This window comes from Deltaproteobacteria bacterium (assembly GCA_016875395.1).
In the GTDB taxonomy this organism is placed as follows: Bacteria; Myxococcota_A; UBA9160; order UBA9160; family UBA6930; genus VGRF01.
Window position 1 is genome coordinate 1 of the sequence record VGRF01000070.1, and the last position, 2,508, is coordinate 2,508.

The window sequence follows — 2,508 nt, forward strand, 5'->3', positions numbered from 1 at the left end:
GCGCCCTGCGCGCGGTAGGTATCAGTTCAGCGAACCGCGTGGCTGACACCGGAGCGCACGCCGCGTACACCGATGCGCGATGGCACGAGAGACGAGAGCGGCCTGGGCGCGGCGCGTCGAGCGCTGGCAGCGTAGCGGCCTGACGGCGGAGCGGTTCGCGGAGCACGAGGGCGTCAACGCCCGCACGCTGGTGTTCTGGAAGTGGCGGCTGAAGCGCGACGGCGCAGCGCGACCGGCGATTGGTGCGGTGCGCCGCAAAGCGAAACGGGTCGCGTTCGTCGAGTTCGTCGCACCGAAGCCCGTAGCGGCGCCAGGCGAGACGCGATCGACGCCGATCGAGGTGCTGCTGCCGATCGGCTACCGGCTGCGCATCGCCGGCGGCTTCGAGCGCGGTACGCTGACCGAGCTGCTCGACGTGCTCGAGGCGCGGCGATGATCCCGTCGCACGTACGGATCTTCGTGTGCACCGAGCCGGTCGACATGCGGCGCTCGTTCGACGGGCTCGCACTCGCGGCGCGCGAGCGGCTCGGCAAGGATCCGCGCGAGGGCGGGCTGTTCGTCTTCGCGAACAAGCGCTCGAACCGCCTCAAGGTCCTGTGGTTCGACCGCAACGGCTACTGCCTGCTCTACAAGCGCCTGCACCGCGCGCTGTTCCAGCTGCCGCGCGACGGCGATGCGAGCGCAGTACAGATCGACGGTGTCGCACTCGGCTCGCTGCTCGCGGGCGTCGACCGGCCGCGACGCGGCGAGGAGGTGCGCGAGCGCAGATTCGGCACGCTCCAGTAAATCAGAGATTGACAGCTACCGCCGCGTGCGCTATCGCTCTGCCCGTGACGGTGGAGGCGGCAGGCTCATTCGGCGATCCCCTCGCCGAGATCAAGGCGGAGCTCGCCGCCATGCGCGAGCAGCTCGCTCGCCTCGAGGCGGAGCGCGACGAGTACAAGAAGCTCTTCCTGCTGCTGCGCGAGGAGAACGAGAAGCTCAAGCTCGGGCTCGTCGGCCAGAAGGCCGAGCGCCTCGACCCGAACGACCGCCAGCTCTCGCTGTCGATCCTCGAGATGCTGCTCGGCAAGACGGGCGAGCCCGCGGCGACGCAGACCGAGCTGGTGCGTGCGCACGAGCGCAAGAAGCCGACGGGGCGCAAGCCGCTGCCCGAGCATCTGCCGCGGGTGGAGGTGGAGCTGATCCCGCTCGACGTGCAGCGGGAGGGTCTCGAGAAGTTCGACCGGATCGGTGAGGAGACGAGCGAGACGCTCGAGCGCCGGCCGTCGTCGACGGTGGTGGTGGTGACGCGGCGGCCGAAGTTTGCGCGCAAGGACCGGCTGCGGCACGGCGCGACGCAGGTGCTGATCGCCGACGTGCCGGAGCTGCCGATCCAGCGCGGGCTTGCGGGCCCGGGGCTGCTCGCCGACACGATCGTGCGGCGCTGGCAGGACCATCAGCCGCTGCACCGCATCGAGCGCATCTTCGCGCGCGACGGGGTCGAGCTCGCACGCTCGACGATCTGCGGCTGGCACAAGGAGCTCGCGGAGCTCGCCCGGCCGGTCGTCGATGCGATGCGCCAGGATGCGCTCACGCAGCCGTACCTCTGCACGGATGCGACGGGCGTGCTCGTGCGGGCGCCGCAGAAGTGCCGCAACGGGCATTTCTGGGTGCTGGTGGCACCTGGCCGGCACGTGCTCTTCGACTACACGCCGCATCACGACAGCCCGAGCGTCGACCAACTGCTCGCGGGCTACGAGGGCTACCTCGTTGCCGACGCGCACGCGGTCTACGACCACCTGTACAAGAGCGGCAAGGTGATCGAGGTCGGGTGCTGGTCTCACCTGAGGAGGTACTTTTTCAAGACGCTGGGCTCCGAGCCCGAGCGGGCGCGCGAGGCACTTGCGCTGATCGGCGAGCTGTTTGCGATCGAGCGCACGGTGGACCGTGCTCCACCGGCAGAACGGCTCAAGGTCCGCCAGGAGAAGTCGCAGCCGATCGTCACGCGCTTCTTCGCGTGGCGCGACGAGCTTGCACCGGCGGTGCTCGACGAGACGCCGCTCGCCAAGGCGCTCGGCTACGCCCGGAACCACCGCACCGCCTTCGAGCGCTTCCTCGAGGACGGGCGGCTGCCGATGCACAACAACTGGAGCGAGCTGCAACTCAGGCGTCAGGTGCTCGGGAGGAAAAACTGGCTCTTCGTCGGCTCGGACGAGGCGGCGGGGGTGAACACCACCTTCGTATCGCTGCTCGCGAGCTGTGGCATGCACGGCGTCGAGCCGTGGGCATACCTGCGCGACCTGCTGTGCTTGCTCCCGTCGTGGCACAGGAGTCGCGTGCTCGAGCTCGCGCCGGTCAACTGGCAGCAGACCCTCGAGCAGCAGGACACTCAGCAGCGGCTCGCCGCGAACCCTTTCCGCACCGCCATCCTCGCTCTCGAGCGCGACCATCCCGACGAGAAGTAGCGCGCTCCCGCGGTGGCGTCAGCCACGCGCTTCGCTGAACGGATACGGAGAAACGACTTAA

Annotated in this window: 3 protein-coding genes; all 3 read left to right on the top strand. The window is 69.3% G+C overall.

What is annotated here, in order from left to right; genetic code table 11:
• The first annotated feature begins 79 nt into the window (after positions 1 to 79).
• The 3 genes from FJ091_22065 to FJ091_22075 all read left to right on the top strand — a co-directional run bounded on the left by FJ091_22065 (position 80) and on the right by FJ091_22075 (position 2,447).
• The gene (locus FJ091_22065) at positions 80 to 436 is read left to right on the top strand and encodes an IS66 family insertion sequence element accessory protein TnpB (GenBank protein MBM4386035.1); all 357 of its coding nucleotides are present in this window, start codon (positions 80 to 82) and stop codon (positions 434 to 436) included.
• A complete protein-coding gene (gene tnpB, locus FJ091_22070; protein ID MBM4386036.1) occupies positions 433 to 786 on the top strand; it encodes an IS66 family insertion sequence element accessory protein TnpB in 354 nt (117 codons plus the stop codon). Before FJ091_22065 ends, tnpB begins: the two co-directional genes overlap by 4 nt.
• Positions 787 to 896: 110 nt before the next feature.
• Entirely contained in the window at positions 897 to 2,447 is a 1,551-nt protein-coding gene (locus FJ091_22075) for an IS66 family transposase (protein ID MBM4386037.1), read from the top strand.
• Positions 2,448 to 2,508: the final 61 nt, after the last annotated feature.

Excerpts from the sequence above, each read along its gene's own strand:
- FJ091_22065 (MBM4386035.1), top strand. The coding sequence starts at position 80 with ATGGCACGAGAGACGAGAGCGGCCTGGGCGCGGCGCGTCGAGCGCTGG.
- tnpB (MBM4386036.1), top strand. The coding sequence starts at position 433 with ATGATCCCGTCGCACGTACGGATCTTCGTGTGCACCGAGCCGGTCGAC.
- FJ091_22075 (MBM4386037.1), top strand. The coding sequence starts at position 897 with ATGCGCGAGCAGCTCGCTCGCCTCGAGGCGGAGCGCGACGAGTACAAG.